Origin of the sequence: Terriglobus saanensis SP1PR4, from assembly GCF_000179915.2 — a bacterium.
Classification (GTDB): Bacteria; Acidobacteriota; Terriglobia; order Terriglobales; family Acidobacteriaceae; genus Terriglobus; species Terriglobus saanensis.
On the sequence record NC_014963.1, the window covers coordinates 219,741 to 234,267 of the forward strand.

Below are 14,527 nucleotides of genomic sequence, written 5' to 3' on the forward strand. Positions count from 1 at the left end.
TGAAATCGATATGCAGATCGACTTAGTGGAGTAAGGTAGCCTACTCTCTCCACTAAGTGGGTTCAGAATTGAAAAAATTATCGGCACCTTCGATCATTCTTGAGTGGGAGACAGTTCAAGAGGGCGGCTTGGACCGCGGACTGGCGGGACTTCGCGGCATCTGTGGCCAGTTGACGGAACTGGCCGCGGATCTCGACGGTCCTGCGGAAGTCATTATCTGTTATGAGCCGGAAGTGATTGCAGAGGAGTGCCTGCGGTCCATTGTGGATGTCGCCGCCGCTCCCGCAAAATGGCCTTGTCCTGTCCTTTTATATAAAGTCCCCTCTACGGCCAATTACTACGAAAAGAAAAACATCGGCGCGCGCCATGCCCAAAATCAAGTCCTGATTTTTTTCGATACGGATTTACTTCCTGACCCTGGTTGGCTCGAAGGCATGTTGACCCCGTTTCAGCGGTGGGAGGTCTCGGTGCTCATGGGTGCGACTTATCTGGATTCTGTGCGGCCATACGATATGGCGGTCGCGCTTTTCTGGATCTTCAAGCCCGCGAGGGCAGCGGCACCGCTCCATCCCACAATCAGCCTGCTCTCGAATAATCTCGCGATGCGGCGTCCGCTGTTTATTCGCTTTCCATTTCCCGACCGGGATCTATACCGTGGCCAATGCACGGAGCTTGGAATACAACTGCTGAACGCGGGCCTTACGCTATACGAACAGACAGGGGCGCGCGCCAGACACCCGCCGCCACCGGGAAAGAAATTTATTAAACGAGCCCTGTTAGCAGGGCAGAACGAGCATTTTTATCATGCGCTTGAAAGGAAGACCTCGTTTGCTACCAACTGGGCGCAGCTTCGCACCGATTATCGCAATGTCGCGAAGCGCATCAGGGAGCGCAGCGTTGTATTAAAGCCGAACGCAAGCGCGCGGACTCTCGCATGGATTCTAGGCTCCAGTTATTACGTCATCAAGGCGCTGGGTTACTTCCGGGCACGCATGAAGGCGCAACTCCACAGAAGCCTTGCGAGGGCCGAGGGCTGATGCGGCCAGGCAAACTACGAGGCGCAGGTACCTAGATCGGACAGATTGAACGTAGTATTTGATGCAAGAGTCACCTGCGCCACTTCGGCGATCTTGGCTTGTGGCTTGTTCCATGTGCGAAGAGCTTTTTGAGCACCCTTGGCCTGTTCTATATTCTGGATTATTTCGTTGCTGCTCTGCATAGTCTCTCCAGTACCGTCTGCCACTAAGTCCCGCGACGGTAAGTAAAAATAATACTACTCGCTCTGTATCTTAATTGATCGGCCATTAGCCGCATTTATGTGATCTTCGATAAGATCTGCGCAAGATACAACTGAACCTTCATGACATAAATATGAAAATTCGATTGCGTTGGAAAGAGTGCAGGTAAGTTCCAGATGGCTCTGCATGCATCCGAGCGCAGCCAGATAGTTTGGCCGATAAGAGTTTTCAGTCAAAAGAGAAAGTCGCGCTGGGCCTGTGATAGGAACGATACCGTCGGAACGAGTTCGATCCAGTAAAAAGACCGTTCGCAGTCGCGCGGGATGTGGCCGTGTTTCCACGGGCAGTGTGTACTTGTCCCTCGCTCCGGGCAGCCGATCCAGATCGCTCACATCAATTTCGAGATGATCGCAGGCATCTCGCCATAACTTGATGCCGGGACGGCTCGGCCAGGCCATTATGCCTTCAGGTTGGGAGTAGATCGCCGTGAGATCGTCCCCCAGGAGCGACCATCCCCGGCGCACCAACTCGCCCGCGAGCGTCGATTTTCCTGTCCCCGAAGGCGCAGCGATGGCGATGGCCTCCATTTGTTCCGCGGGCACCAGGCAAGCGCCATGCAGAGCGAAGCCTCCGCGCTGATAGATCAGTGCCGCCCGCACGGCCCCATAAAGAAACTGATTGAACGCAATGGGATTGACACCCTCTTCACGGCAGACCTCGATCACCGATCCGTCCCTGGCGAGAAATCTACCGATGCCTGGCATGATGCGTAACAGGGCTCCGGGCTTTGCAACAGAGAAGGGCGCAACGCGGACGGCGCCCTCCAGTGCATCGGGGAGCGAACCTACTTCGCGTATTTCAGCGCCGGGAACTCCTGGTACAGGCAAGCCAGCTTTTTTCAATCAGCCTCCTGCATTTTGTCGAAGTAGAAATAATCCTATGTCTGCGGCTCGATCGATCCTGCCTGTGAGCACAGGGGAAGTTTCGCCGTTGGCCACTGCGTAAATGGCGCGCCGCAGAAGGGCCAGATCGAGGAGACGGATGCAGGCAGGTGACTCCGCCATATCCTCCGCGATCTGGCGATAGTTCGCGCATTGTCTCGCCATGGAGGAGCTGTAGTCTGCAGACTGCTGTCCCTGCGTGCGGCGCAGGCGAACCGACTCCGGAAGCACTCCTCGACCTGCTTCGCGCGCCAGACCACGGGATTGTCCCGCAGGGGAAAACGCTGCGAGGGGAAAGGAAAGCAGAAGCTCAATCAATCGGCGGTCGCTCGTTGGGTCGCGAAATTCTATGCCCCACTGCGGCAGAGGATCCGCCGCCCAGAGCATCGCTGGTGAGAGCGCCCCTCGCAAGAAGGCTTTCCGTGTTCGTTGAGGGGGGCGCAACCGACGCAAGGCCTCACTGTTCGCCTTTTGAAAATCGGAGGCAAGGAGACAAGCAGGCAGGCTTTGGCTCACCTTCTCTCCGTAGACGCGGAAGCGCAGGGCATCGAAGAGGGATTGAGGAAGCAGTCCTCCGGCGATGGTCTTCCAGGCGGCGCGATCTCCCGCTGCCTGCATGTCCAGCGCAAGCCCGAATGCCGCTCTGAATTGAAGATGCTGGCAGAGTTCGCGAAATCCTCCCAGACCGCTATAGCTGAGAGCGAAGTTGCCGTGAGCGCCGGTCAACAAAACACGCGAACCCCTTTCTCTCAACCTGTGGGCGATGGTATCGATCCAAAGGTGGTTCGCTCCATTCCGCACGGGCGTGGCGCTGCGAGCGTGGATCTGCGGGATCAGGTCAAGAGCCGTGCGGCCATCCGTTCGCAGTACGATGTGCTCGATGTTTTGATGGAAGGCAGCTGTTTTTGCCGCAAACGGCGCATCGTCGGCGTCCCATCCAGTACGTCGATTGCTTGGATTGTCGAGATGCGGCGCGGAGGTGTAGGCCGTGATGCTCTGGCCTGAAGCGCGCAGCTGTTTTGCCGCCATGCTTGTGACCAGACCGGAATCGAGACCGCCGCTGAGTGTCGCGCTCACGGGGGAGGAAGACCGCAGGCAGGACTGCACAGCCTTCTCAAAAAGCTCGCGCGCGCTTTCGACGTAGTCCGCCGCGTTGCTGAACCGCGCCTGATACTTGTCTTGGGGAGCCCACCAACGCGTGATCTTCACCTGCCCATTACTCCAGAGCAAAGAATGGCCGCCGGGTAGCGCGCTGATCTCGCGAAACGGAGTTTGCCCTTTCAGAAAGACCGCCTCGGCACATAGCCCGAGCGCCTGCTCGTGCATCGTTGGTTTGAGATATGGACAAGCGCGAATCGCAGTAAGTTGCGTACTTACGATCAATCTGCCTTCTGCCAGAGCATAAAAAAGACGCGTATGGCCAACATGGTCCGTAGCGCCAAAGAGCTCTTTCTTTTTGTGAGAGAACGCGACAAACGCGTAGTCGCCCGCGAGATGTCCCATGCAGACCCGGCCCCACTTGAGAAAGCAGCGGTAAAGAATTGCAGAGTCCGCCACATGGCTTGCGGTGGCCTGTGGCAGGTCGAGAGCACGTAGGAGGTCTTCGCGATTGTCCAATCTCGCCTGGCAGACGAACACAGTATCTCGGTCTTCCGAAAGGATGGGCTGGCGGTCGAACTTATCTTCAGGAAGCAGACCCGATACGCCGACCGCTGCACGGAAGTCTGATCTCTCTCCCGCGATGGCCTCGGGCCAGAGCCGTAGATTGCTCCCTCTGCCTAGCAGAGCTTCGCTGGTCCGCTGCAACACGTCTGGTCGAATGTTCTCTTCTGCGGAAGCAATCACTGCGAACAAGGCGGCGCGTCTCCCGGCGGCTGCACGACCGCATTGTTGAAGCTGTAGATCGGGACGTAACGTTCTTTCTCTCTACGTCCCGTGACGATGACTCCACCTGCCTCGAGCCAGGCGTGCGCCTTTATCGTTACCCCTTCACTGGGTGCGACAGATAAAACGAGCGTCGAAGCAATGTGACGTTGTCGCAGCATACCGCGTGCTGCCATCGCTTTCTCGAGGCAAGTCCACTGATGAGGAAGGTTGCGATCAACAGATGCCAGGGCTCCCCGAACATCCAACGCGGTGCGCGCCTCATCCCGGAATCTGTTTGCCTGCAGGAGAGGTCGCGCAAGATCCTTTGCCGAACGATCAAAGGGAAGACGCAACTTCCACGAAGCCCTCAGAAGTTGATAGGTCGCCTCGGCAATCAATCCGTACCGTCTCAAATGTGCTCGCATAGAGTACTGATGCTCTCGTGGTCTTCACACTCTATGTTTGTCTACTGCGATCGACAAATGGCCTTCCAGTAAAAGTTGATGGCATGAAAGAAAATATGCAGGAAAGAGGAAGGAACTTATGGTCTCTAAGTTGAGAAGGTCAGACACGTGATCACAAATCTCGTAAGGTAGCTAGAGAGATTGGCCCATTGCCTGCAGGAACGCAGGCACAGCACTTATAGGGCTGAGATAGACTTCTCCTTCTCACTGGAGAGAGTTCCACGTGGAAACGTGTAAATCAATATAGGAAAGATATGAAAGATAGCCTTGTCGTCTATAAGCGAGCATCGGAAGTTGTTGCGGCGACCATGGGTGAGACCTCTCTTCTGTTGCATGTGAATGACTGGGTCTATCTGGAATTGAACGAAAGTGGCAGCCGCATCTGGGCGCTTTTGGAAGAGGGCTATGGTCTGCCGCAACTCGTTTCCACCCTGGTGGAAGAGTTTGCCGTAGCTCCGGAGGACTGCGCGGAAGAAACCGCTGAATTTCTCGCGATCCTGGAGTCGAAGAAATTTGTCGTGCGGTTGTAACTGTCTCCCGTCTTCCTTAGATGTTTAGTGGTGGAGATGACCCTCTTCTGTGCTTTGCCTCCGTCTTCCGCGTAACAATCGTGCCAACAAAGAACGCGCGATCCCTGCGCAGAGCAATGGCAGGCTGAGAAGCGGCAGAAGCTCGTCGAAGTGAAGATCGATCCACCGTACTGTTTTATCGGAGAAGGCTGTACTTGTCCTTGCCCAGGCCCAAGTGCGCACCGCACTTCGCTTCCACACGGGAGGCAGCGGGCTGTGGCGGAGCGTGGTCGGACATGCGGTCGCAAGACGACGAAGATCTTCGGGAAGATCACCGGGACTCCGTTCCGCATACCACCATCCTCTGTGGTGAACGGCATGTTCTTCGCAGCGTAGGAGATGGGGAAGATGCATCCCGCGGCCAGTGGCCCACTCCGCGTGAAAGACGCGTCCAAGTTTGCTGGAGAGCTGTGCCGAAGGATCGATTGCCGTCAGATGACGACCGGCGTCGGCGATCACCGGCTTTTCTTCGGGCCCGAAGCGAAGCCAGAAAGGGGAGCTTTCCAGAAGGCTCTTAACGGGTGCGGCGACTCCGGATCGGCCACTCCACAGCGACTTCAACTCACCCCAAGTCTCGGGGACAGAATGGTTCGCCGCAAAGGCAAAGGGAAGGGAAGTATCCACGCAGCACGTAGACGCGGGAGCGAGAAGATCAAGCTTCTGATAGTGGCGCGTCATTTGAAGCCGATGGGGTTCTTGCAAACCCTCGGCATGCAAACGCTGTAAGAGAGATACGCTCGGAATCTCATCGGAATCAAGGAGCAGAACGATATCTTCCGGACCGGCGTCACGGAGCGCGAACAGGATCGCATTGCGTTGGACTTGTGCTCTCTGCTTTGGCGAACTGGACGGACCTCCCAGGCGTGCAAGTTGCAACGTTCTTAACTTATCCGCAGCCCATGAAAATCTTTCTTGGTGGGATAAATAATGAAATAACTTATCCTCGCCTCGGTAGGTTTCTCCCGCTTCGACCAGAACGAAGAAATCCGTATCGACATAGTTTTGGCGGAGACGGTGCTCCAGTAAGTCGAGCTCGCCATCGAAAAGGAAAGTGTCATAAATACGAGCTGCCGATTTCTGGTAATTACCCACGATAGAAAGAGATGTTACAAACTTCGCGGGGAAGTACGAGTTCGCACTTTGATAGGACAACCAAATTTTTAACTACCGAGTTCACTCCGAGAAAAAGATACGCGTACACTTCTCCCACTTCTAACTCTGTATAGGACTTGGAGCTCCAATGAATAATCTGCGCACTCTTTGTGTCGTCTCAGTGGTCGTACTTCTTACGTCTGTCTCCGCACATGCACAAGCAACCCGCACGTGGGTCTCTGGTGTAGGGGATGATGCCAATCCCTGCAGTCGTACTGCTCCTTGCCATACCTTTGCGGGCGCGATCTCGAAGACAGCTGCAGGTGGCGAAATCGACATTCTAGATCCGGGTGGATTCGGCTCTCTGACGATCACCAAGAGCATCACGGTGGACGGTATGGCGGGCCTTGGAGGCATCCTGAACAGCTCTGGCGCGAATGGCATCACGATCAATGCAGGCGTCGGCGATGTGGTAACGCTTAGGAATCTTTCGATCAATGGATCCGGGACCGGCGGGATCGGGGTAAGAATTATCCAGGCCAAAACAGTGCATATCGAAAGATCAGTCATCAGCGGAAATACCGGAAATGGGATCGACGTTAATACGAACGCTGCTTTGGAACTTACTGTGACGAATTCAACGGTTCGAGATAATGGTGGCAGCGGAATCTCCCTTCTGGGGACCGTCGCCAGTGTGAACGCAACCATCGTGGATAGTTACATCCAAAATAACGGAGCAAGCGGTTTGCTCTGTGGAGCCTTCTGCAAAAGCCTGGTAAGAAACAGCTCTTCCAGCGATAACTCCGGGGCCGGTTTTGTTGCAGACGCTACCACGAGCGCCGCCGCTCTGAACATCGCCGATGCCACCAGCGCAGACAATGGGGGAGCGGGAGTGCAGGCCATCGGTGGAGCCAGCACGATCGCGACCATTCGTATCTCCAATGTCTCCATCGCTTCGAATGGCTCCGCGTTTTCGACCAGCACTAATGGAAACATCTATTCCTATTTCAACAACCATGCCACCGGAGCTGGCACAGTCACATCGATCGTTCCAGTGCAGTAAAGATCAAACCCTTTCGAGGCTCACCAACGATAGGTGATGAGTGGCTATGCAAACTGTTAAGTCATGGCTGGAGAAAACTCCCATCGAATTTCAAGTGGTGGTGGCAGCCTGCTGTGGACCGCAGACAGAAGTACACATCGAACGATTGGAAAGACTCCTCCGCTCTTCCATCGACTGGAGTCGGCTCCTTCGGATCGCTCACCGCAATCGGGTCAAAGGACTTGTCTTCTCCTCACTCTCGACGCACGGTGACCTGGTCCCCCTCGTCGTGCTGGAAGAATTGAAGGCGGCGAGCTTAACACTTCTACGTGACAACGTGATCGCTGCTCGCTATGCGACGTACCTCACGGAAGAACTGGCTGCTTCCGGCATCAGGGTCGCGACGGTCAAAGGCGCGCCGCTCGGCCAGAAGCTCTACGGCGCTTTGAATCTTCGCCACGGTAAGGACATCGATCTCCTCATCCCCGAAGCGTCGCTGGAAGCTGCGGACGCAGTGCTTCGCTGCAGCGGACATATTCGCTCCGCTCCGCCACCTTCCGCTACTCCGCACGAACTTCAGGCGTACCGCATTTACAGAAGCCATTACGAATACGAGCCCGGCCCAGGCAAGCCGCAGGTGGAGCTTCATTGGCGGCTTCATCTTAATCCGTGTTTCGGTCCATTGAGTTATCCGGAAACAGAATGGCAGACGATCGCCTTCGCGCCGGGCATTCGCGTGCGCACGCTCGGAGATCTGGATCTTCTCTGTTATCTCTGTGCGCACGGCTCTACGCATGCCTGGTCGCGCTTGAAGTGGATCGTGGATATCGCCGCGATGCTCCGGTCCGACCCTGATCTTGCGGCCCCTTTCCTGGAGCGCTCCCGGCAACAGAACACGGAACGAGCGGCGTGCCAGGCGCTTATGATGGCGCACGATCTCTTTGGAACGCCACTCCCCTCGACGGTGCCCGCGCCCGGCATCGCAGTGCGCCTCCTCCACAGGATCGCGCAGAAGACCCTGACCTTCGGTGGTGCGGAACAGGAGATCGCCGAAGGTCCTTTTCTGCTCCGCCAGGTCTACTTTTCGCAACTCCTTTTGAGTACTTCGTTTCGCCAGTTGCTTACGGGACTTCATAACCAGTTACTTGCGCCCGCCGCCTCGCGCGGTTCCTTGAGTTCGCGCGCGGCACGTGTTGCGGCGCCCTTGCGCTTCGTTTATCGATGGTTGTGGAGAACGGCCAACCCGTAGCTGTCCCTGGTGTCGGACTAAGTGTAAGCAGTGGCAGAGTTTTGGGGAAAATTTTCAGTTGGCAAGGGGTGCTGTAAGATGCAAGTGTGGAGTTCGTTTCAAACTTTGTCTGGTTAGCGTGTGCGTCCGTTGCGCTCGTAGCGACGTGCCGTGGCGTACGTCGAGGGACAATCAGGCTCTCCATGGTGTCAGCCATCCTGCTGGCGCTTCTTCTCTGCTTCATCCTTTTACCCGTCATCTCCGTGAACGACGACCTTCTGCTGGCCGATCAGGCCTCGTTGCCTCTTTCAGGGCAGACCTGGCGCGTCGCGTATGAAGGTGCGTCGGTTGGGCTGAATCTTTTGTTCGCGATCGTGGCGTATCTGCTTTGGGTTTGTTTCGGAATCGAGTCACGCCTGGGCAGGAAAGATCTTTGGAATGTGCGTCCCCTCGCCGCCCGGCTAGCGCGGTCTCAGCGCCTCCGTCCACCGCTCTGCGTAGCGTAAATACGTCCCCTTCTAAATCTTCCCATTCCTGAGCTGCCGTCCACGGCATGAACCAGCGAGGTGCACTCATCGTGCGCAGAATCATTTGTCTTTGTCTTTTAAGTTGCGCCGCGGCTTCGGCCGTCGCACAGTCTTCGCAAACGGCACCGGTGTCTTCCACCGCTGCCGGACCACTCACGCTCACGCAGGTGCTGGAGGTCGCTCACCGCGCCAATCCCACCCTCCTCTCCGCCGCGCAGCATCTCTCTGCGGTGCGCGCGCAGGAGATCACTGCAGGCCTGCGGCAGAATCCGAACGCAGTGCTCGGGACCCAGATGACTACTTTGGATCCTGGCGATCCGAACGGCACGGAGTTCTACCAGTTTGGCGTGCAGCGTCTCTTTGAGCGCGGCGGCAAACGGGATGCTCGCCTGGCAACAGCCCGATCGACCACGGCGCTCACCGGCTTCCAGCTGGATGATCAACGGCGGCAAATCGATCTTTCCATCCGGCAGGCTTTTTCCCGCATGCTCTTTGCGCAAAAGGCGCTTGGGATCGCTCGGGAAAATCTCGCGGATTACCAAAAAACCGTTGCTCTGATGAAGGTGCGTCTGGACGCTGGCGCGATGGACCAGACCGACTTCGACCGCGTGGAATTGCAGCTCGCCGGCTTTGAATCCGATCTGGACAACGCCCAGTTGGCGCTGCGGCAGGGAAGCATCGCCTTGCAGACTCTCATGGGCGTGGCTACTCCAAACGAGCAGTTCGATATTGCAGGAACGCTCGACCCGCCGACGGTGACCACGACGATCGATCAACTGCGCAGCGATGCCCTCGCGAATCGCCCTGATCTGAAGGCCTCGCAGGCACAGGTCGCCGTCAGCAACGCCGGTGTAAAGCAAGCCATCGCCAACGGCACGGCCGACCCCACGGTGGAAGGCGAGTACGAGCGTGCGGGAAGGGCAAACACCGTCGGTGCAAGTCTCAACTTTCCACTGCGGATCTTCGATCGCAACCAGGGAGAGAAAGAGCGTGCGAAGTATGAGTTGGAGAGCAGCCGACTTGCGCTGACCGCCTTACAGAACCAGGTGCTTTCCGATGTGGACAGCGCCTGGGCTGGGTATCTCGCCGCGCAGTCTCAGGCAGCGCGCTATCGGTCCAAGTATCTGGCGGAAGCGGCGCACGTTCGCGACAACCTGCAGTTCAGTTATCGCAACGGCAACGCAACCCTGCTTGACTACCTCAGCGCCCTCTCCGACTATCGACAGATCAACCTCACAGCTCTAAATGCAGATCTGCAGCTCCTGCTCTCGCTCGAGCAACTCAGCTACGCCACACATACGGAGATCCTTCCATGAACAGGTTTCGCGTCACGTCCCCATTCGGTTTCCGGGTATTCGCATTCGGTTGTCTTCTTCCTCTCGGACTTGCAGGTTGCAAGCACGATGCTGCACCGGTCCCGGACCTGCCCAAGGCCAATCTGAAGGTGGAAACAGTCCACTCACAAAACATCGGCGACACACTGGAAATTCCCGGACGTGTAGAAGCAGATCCCGAGCATCTGGTGCACATCTACGCTCCGCTCAGCGGACGTCTTTTGAATCTCAAACTGACCGCGGGCCAGGAAGTGCGGAAGGGCCAGGCCATTGCTATGCTGCAGAGCGGCGATGTCGCGCAGGCACGTGCTGATTTCGAGAAAGCACACATCGAAACACTCCGGGCCGATCATGCTCTGGAGCGCGGCAAGCTTCTGGTCGCGCATGAAGTCATGTCGCAGGCAGACTTTCAGGAGCTTCAGGCCGCAGATGACGCGGCACATGCCGAGCAGGAACGTGCGCGCCAGCGTATCCATGAACTTGGATTCTCCGAAAACGGTACGTCGGACATGACCGCCATCACCTCACCCATCACCGGCACGGCGCTGGAAGTTGGCACCGCAAGCGGAGAGATGCAGCGCTCGTTGGAGACGACGAACGCCATCGCTACCGTCGCCAACCTGGACACCGTCTGGATCACCGGCGATCTCTTCGAGCACGACCTCGGCGCTGTGCCTTTGCATCGCCCCGTGGACATACTCTTCTCCGCTTATCCGGGTGAGACCTTCCACGGCACGATCGCCAACATCGGCGACTCGCTCGATCCCACAACGCACGCGGTGAAGGTCCGCGTTGTGTTGGCGAATCCCGGTCATCGCCTGAAGCCCGCCATGTTTGCGACACTTCGTATTGCTCGGCCATCGGTGATGCGCATCCTCGTGCCGGTCGAAGCCGTTCTGCACGACGGCGATGTCACCGAGGTCTACATTCCGTCCTCTGCAGGCAAGTACACACTACGGCAGGTCGTCACAGGACCCACGCGCGGCAAGCAGATTGAGATCGTCTCAGGTCTCCATGACGGCGACAGGATCGTAACCGAAGGCGCAGCGTTTCTGCGGCAACCGGTAGGAGACTAAGCGTGGCCTCACTTCTGAAAGCTCTTCTCCGCTATCGCACCATGGTTCTGATCGTGCTCGCGGCTGCTCTTGCAGCGGGCACCTTCGGCGCTCTGAAGCTCGACGTCGAAGCCTATCCCGATCCCTCTCCACCGCTCGTCGAAATCATCACGCAGAATCCTGCTTGGTCGGCCGAAGAGATCGAGCAACAGGTTACGGCTCCCATTGAACTCACACTCAACGGAACACCGCAGCTGGAACAGATCCGCTCCATCAGCATCTTCGGTCTAAGCGACGTCAAGCTGTACTTCAAATTCTCCAGCGAACTCTTCCGCGACCGTCAGGAAGTTCTGGCACGCCTACAGACGCTGCAACTCCCGATGAACCTGCAGCCGCAGCTCTCGCCCTGGTCGCCCATCGGTGAGATCTATCGCTATCAGCTCAGCGGTCCGTACTCGCTCAACGATCTGAAGGCAACGCAGGACTGGCTCGTTCGTCGCGAACTCAAGCAGGTCCCCGGCGTCGTCGATATCACTACCTTCGGTGGAACGACGAAGCAATACCAGGTCCAGCCAGATCCCGACAAGCTGCTGGCGTACGGCGTCACCCTGCCCCAGGTCATCACGGCGATCCAAAGCAGCAATGCCAACGCTGGTGGAAACTATCTCTCCATCGGCGATCAGAACGTAAACGTTCGCTCCATCGGCCTGCTGCGGAATATGGACGATGTCGGCGCAGTCGTCGTTGCCCAAAAGAACGGCACGCCCGTGCTCGTTCGCGATGTGGCCACGGTGAAGGAAGGCTTCCAACCGCGTCTCGGCAAGATCGGCCGCAACGATCAGAAGGACATCGTCGAAGCCATCGTTCTGCTGCAGAAGGACGAGCAGAGCATCCCCGCACTGGAAGCCCTCAAGAAAAAAATCGGAGAGCTCAACACCGGCTCGCTGCTTCCACCTGGAATGCATATCAGCACGATCTATGACCGCACACGTCTGATCGATCTGACCACGCACACCGTGAAGCACGTCATCCTTACCGGTCTTTTCCTTGTGACGCTGATCCTCCTGCTCATGCTGGGTGATCTCCGCACAACGCTCATCGCCGCAGCCACGATTCCTTTCGCGGTGCTGTTCTCGTTTTCGATGATGGCGCTCACCGGACACTCGGCCAACCTCATCTCCATCGGCGCGATTGACTTCGGTATTCTGGTGGACGCGTCCATCATCGTGCTCGAAAGCTCCTTCCGCAGACTCTCGCGGTGCGAGCCCGGACAGACGACGGCAGGCGCCATTGTGCAGGGCGTACAGGACGCAGCCCGTCCCGTACTCTTCTCCACACTGATCATTCTTGTCGCCTTCATCCCTCTCTTCACCATGCAGGGCGTCCCCGGCAAGATCTTCGCTCCCATGTCAGTGACGTACGGATTTGCGCTCACGGGTGCCTTGATTTTCGCTCTCGTCTTTGCTCCTGTACTCAGCGACGTCTTCGCCAAAAAGCAGCCGCCAGTAGCAGAGTCGACGAAGCAAACCCATACCTCGCACGAAGATGAGGGCACGTGGCTCAGCCGCTTCTTCTCACATCATTACGCCTACATGCTTGACGGCATCTTCCGCGTGCCCAAACTCATCTGGGGCGTCGCCGCAGTCGCAATGATCGGAGCGGTCCTGCTCTTTGTCTTCGCCGTCGGTGGCGAGTTTATGCCGCCGCTCGAAGAAGGCAATCTTTGGATCCGCGTCACACTTCCGCAGGATATTTCTTTCGAGCGTGCAGCGGCGCTTGGTGACCAGCTTCGCGCCGATATGGCGAAGTTTCCTGAGATCACGCAGGTCGTCTCCCAGGTCGGTCGCCCGGACGATGGCACAGACGTCACAACCTTCAACAATCTGGAATTCGGTGTTCAGCTCAAGCCATCGAGCGAATGGCCGAGCGAACTCCACGGCGACAAAGACAAACTCATCGAAGAAATGCAGCACGCCTTCTCCAAATACCCCGGCGCCGCCTTCGGTTTCTCGCAGGCGATTCAGGACAATGTGGAAGAGGCCATGAGCGGAGTCAAAGGCGAAAACTCACTCAAGCTCTTCGGCGACAACCTCGACGATCTCACGCGCATGGCCAACCAGATTCAAACGGTCATGGAACAGGTGCGCGGTGTCACCGACGTAGGCATCTTCAAGGTTAACGGTCAGCCAAGCATGGTGATCAATCTGAACCGCGAACATGCAGCGCGATACGGCATCTCGCCCTCAGACGTGAATGCTGCGATTCAGGCTGCGGTCGGTGGCTCTCCGATTACGCAGATGGTGGAAGGCGATCGTCGCTTCGATATCGCTCTGCGCTATCCGGAGTCGGACCGCTCCACGCCTGAAGCGGTCGGACGCATCCTCCTGCCCACACCGGATGGAGGACACGTGTCGCTCTCGCAGGTCGCCGACGTGGCGATTCGTGAAGGCAGCTTCATGATCTATCGTGAAGGCGGACGCCGCTACATCCCCATCAAATTCAGTGTGCGCGGGCGAGATCTGTCCGCGACCATCGAAGATCTACAACATCAGATCCACGACAAAATCAAACTGCCGCAGGGATACTCCTTTGCCTGGGCCGGGGAGTTTGATTCACTGCGCAAGGAACAGCAGAGGCTTGCTGTCATTATCCCGATCAGTCTGCTCGTGATCTTTCTACTCCTCTACTTGCAGTTCCAGCGCTGGGTGGACGCGTTGATCGTTCTGGCAACGCTTCCGTTCTGCGCCATCGGTGGCATCCTCGGTCTGCTGATTACACATACGTCCTTCAGTATCTCGGCGGCCGTTGGATTCACCTCGCTCATCGGTGTCGCAACGCTTGCCGCCGTGGTCTTCCTCTCGGGCATTCGACGCACGCAACGCGCGCATCCACACCCCAAGGCGGAAGCTCTACGCATAGGTGCGCTCGACGAGTTGCGTCCCGTGATGATGGCCTGTCTGTCGGCAGGTCTCGGCCTGCTGCCTGCGGCGGTGATGAATGGCATCGGCGCACAGGCGCAACAGCCACTCGCCCGCGTCGTCGTGGGAGGCATGGTCACCACTGTCCTGGCGGTGCTCTTTCTGATCCCTCTGATGACCGCAGGAACAAAACCGGCGGAGGTCAGCGTCGAATCAGAGTGAGTTCCATCCTCAAAGAAGCCAGAGCAAAGCC

Annotated in this window: 13 protein-coding genes; 8 read left to right on the top strand and 5 right to left on the bottom strand. The window is 57.3% G+C overall.

Features of this window, described 5'->3' with window-relative positions:
• Positions 1-128 precede the first annotated feature (128 nt).
• Positions 129-1,037, top strand: coding sequence for a glycosyltransferase family 2 protein (locus ACIPR4_RS00940; protein WP_013566764.1), 909 nt, complete (start codon positions 129-131; stop codon positions 1,035-1,037).
• A gap of 14 nt (positions 1,038-1,051) precedes the next feature.
• Here the strand turns inward: ACIPR4_RS00940 and ACIPR4_RS22650 are convergent, their stop codons facing one another.
• The 4 genes from ACIPR4_RS22650 to ACIPR4_RS00955 are packed head-to-tail and all read right to left on the bottom strand — an operon-like array spanning position 1,052 to position 4,470.
• Positions 1,052-1,219, bottom strand: coding sequence for a hypothetical protein (locus tag ACIPR4_RS22650; RefSeq protein WP_013566765.1), 168 nt, complete (start codon positions 1,217-1,219; stop codon positions 1,052-1,054).
• A 54-nt stretch (positions 1,220-1,273) separates the two neighbouring features.
• Positions 1,274-2,140 carry a hypothetical protein gene (locus tag ACIPR4_RS21340; RefSeq protein WP_013566766.1) on the bottom strand — a complete coding sequence of 289 codons (867 nt, stop codon included), beginning with the start codon at positions 2,138-2,140 and terminating at the stop codon, positions 1,274-1,276.
• Positions 2,141-4,024 carry an asparagine synthase-related protein gene (locus ACIPR4_RS00950; RefSeq protein WP_245536545.1) on the bottom strand — a complete coding sequence of 628 codons (1,884 nt, stop codon included), beginning with the start codon at positions 4,022-4,024 and terminating at the stop codon, positions 2,141-2,143. It abuts the gene before it with no gap.
• Positions 4,021-4,470 carry a lasso peptide biosynthesis B2 protein gene (locus ACIPR4_RS00955; protein WP_083811865.1) on the bottom strand — a complete coding sequence of 150 codons (450 nt, stop codon included), beginning with the start codon at positions 4,468-4,470 and terminating at the stop codon, positions 4,021-4,023. Before ACIPR4_RS00955 ends, ACIPR4_RS00950 begins: the two co-directional genes overlap by 4 nt.
• A gap of 293 nt (positions 4,471-4,763) precedes the next feature.
• Between ACIPR4_RS00955 and ACIPR4_RS00960 the strand changes: the two genes are divergently transcribed.
• Positions 4,764-5,039 carry a PqqD family protein gene (locus ACIPR4_RS00960; protein ID WP_013566769.1) on the top strand — a complete coding sequence of 92 codons (276 nt, stop codon included), beginning with the start codon at positions 4,764-4,766 and terminating at the stop codon, positions 5,037-5,039.
• A 24-nt stretch (positions 5,040-5,063) separates the two neighbouring features.
• On the opposite strand, the gene ACIPR4_RS00965 is transcribed toward ACIPR4_RS00960, so the two are convergent.
• On the bottom strand, positions 5,064-6,170 hold the full coding sequence (locus tag ACIPR4_RS00965; protein ID WP_013566770.1) for a glycosyltransferase family 17 protein: 1,107 nt from the start codon (positions 6,168-6,170) through the stop codon (positions 5,064-5,066).
• Between the two features lie 148 nt (positions 6,171-6,318).
• Here ACIPR4_RS00965 and ACIPR4_RS00970 point away from each other — a divergent pair, with 148 nt between their 5' ends.
• The 6 genes from ACIPR4_RS00970 (at position 6,319) to ACIPR4_RS00995 (ending at position 14,496) form a co-directional block, all read left to right on the top strand.
• Positions 6,319-7,233, top strand: a complete 915-nt coding sequence (locus tag ACIPR4_RS00970; RefSeq protein ID WP_013566771.1) for a right-handed parallel beta-helix repeat-containing protein — start codon at positions 6,319-6,321, stop codon at positions 7,231-7,233.
• Positions 7,234-7,279: 46 nt separating this feature from the next.
• Complete coding sequence (locus tag ACIPR4_RS00975; RefSeq protein ID WP_013566772.1) at positions 7,280-8,461, top strand: nucleotidyltransferase domain-containing protein; 1,182 nt, start codon at positions 7,280-7,282, stop codon at positions 8,459-8,461.
• Between the two features lie 182 nt (positions 8,462-8,643).
• Entirely contained in the window at positions 8,644-8,946 is a 303-nt protein-coding gene (locus tag ACIPR4_RS00980) for a hypothetical protein (protein ID WP_013566773.1), read from the top strand.
• Positions 8,947-9,095: 149 nt separating this feature from the next.
• Positions 9,096-10,283: a TolC family protein gene (locus ACIPR4_RS00985; RefSeq protein WP_245536415.1), complete on the top strand. Its 1,188-nt coding sequence runs from the start codon at positions 9,096-9,098 to the stop codon at positions 10,281-10,283.
• Entirely contained in the window at positions 10,280-11,377 is a 1,098-nt protein-coding gene (locus ACIPR4_RS00990; RefSeq protein WP_013566775.1) for an efflux RND transporter periplasmic adaptor subunit, read from the top strand. Before ACIPR4_RS00985 ends, ACIPR4_RS00990 begins: the two co-directional genes overlap by 4 nt.
• A gap of 2 nt (positions 11,378-11,379) precedes the next feature.
• Entirely contained in the window at positions 11,380-14,496 is a 3,117-nt protein-coding gene (locus ACIPR4_RS00995; RefSeq protein ID WP_013566776.1) for an efflux RND transporter permease subunit, read from the top strand.
• The last annotated feature ends 31 nt before the right edge of the window (positions 14,497-14,527 follow it).